1 protein-coding gene and 1 pseudogene are annotated in these 1,033 nt (G+C 65.6%); one reads left to right on the plus strand and one right to left on the minus strand.

All coding sequences use genetic code 11. The annotated features are described in order from the left end of the window. Positions 1 to 112 precede the first annotated feature (112 nt). The gene (locus ACJH6I_RS31845; RefSeq protein ID WP_406785201.1) at positions 113 to 706 is read left to right on the plus strand and encodes a TetR/AcrR family transcriptional regulator; all 594 of its coding nucleotides are present in this window, start codon (positions 113 to 115) and stop codon (positions 704 to 706) included. A gap of 61 nt (positions 707 to 767) precedes the next feature. Here the strand turns inward: ACJH6I_RS31845 and ACJH6I_RS31850 are convergent. Then, a pseudogene (locus tag ACJH6I_RS31850) lies at positions 768 to 1,033 on the minus strand (hypothetical protein); the annotation flags it as partial.

The following is a 1,033-nucleotide window of genomic DNA, read 5'->3' on the forward strand; positions in this document are numbered from 1 at the left end:
ATTCATGGGGAAATGGGAAGTCGTGGAAAAACATCCGGTGCAACAATAGGATAAGCTAGGGACAGTCCGTCAGAGAAACGGCACCCCGCTTACGGAGCAACGAAAAATGGGAATGGGACGCCCCCGCGCCTTCGACGCGGACGCCGCCTTGGACCGGGCCATGGACGTGTTCTGGCGCCACGGATACGAGGGCGCGACGATCGCGCAGCTCACCGAGGCGATGAGCATCAATCCTCCGAGCCTCTATGCCGCCTTCGGCAGCAAGGAAGGCCTGCTCAAGGCCGCGCTCGACCGTTACAGCGAAAAGCGCGACGCCTGGATGGACCGGGTGGTCAGTGCCCCGACCGCGCACGAGGTGGCCGAACGATTTCTGATGGAGCATGCGGACGCCCAGACCGACCCCGCCAACCCGCCCGGATGTCTGCTGGTCCAGGGCGGCCTTGCCTGCGGCACCGGCTCGGAGAACGTTCCGTTCGAACTCGCGGCGCGCCGCACCCGCACCGAGGACCAGCTGCGCGAACGTTTTGTCCGCGCCAAGGCCGACGGTGACCTCGGCGCAAGCGTCGATCCGGTCACGCTTGCGCGCTATCTCTCCGCGGTCACATCGGGCATGTGCGTGATGGCCTCCTCGGGCGCGAACCGCGAGACGCTGCGTGAGATCGCAGCGGTGTCGCTGAAGGCGTTCGAGGAGCAGACCAAGGGCTGATCGCAGCTTCGGCGCAGCCGTTGCAACCGCCCCGCGAAGAGCGGGGCGAGGGAGGAAGACGTCACCACATCGTCTGGCGCGCGCGCTCCGGCCATTCCCGATCGTACTTCTCGCCGCCGACCGTGTGCTCGCTCATCTCGGCAAGGATCTGGCCCGGCGTCGGCAAGGCCGCCGGATCGATTCGCTTGTCCGGATTCCAGAGATCAGAGCGCACGATCGCGCGGGCGCACTGGAAGTAGATTTCCTCCACATTCATCACGATCACCGTGCGCGGCGCCTTGCCTTCCATCTTGAACGAGGCCAGCAGCTCCGGCTCGGCCGTGACAA

The organism is Mycobacterium sp. SMC-13 (assembly GCF_045311035.1).
GTDB lineage: Bacteria > Actinomycetota > Actinomycetes > Mycobacteriales > Mycobacteriaceae > Mycobacterium.

Coding starts and splice junctions, on each gene's coding strand:
- ACJH6I_RS31845 (WP_406785201.1), top strand. CDS start 113: ATGGGACGCCCCCGCGCCTTCGACGCGGACGCCGCCTTGGACCGGGCC.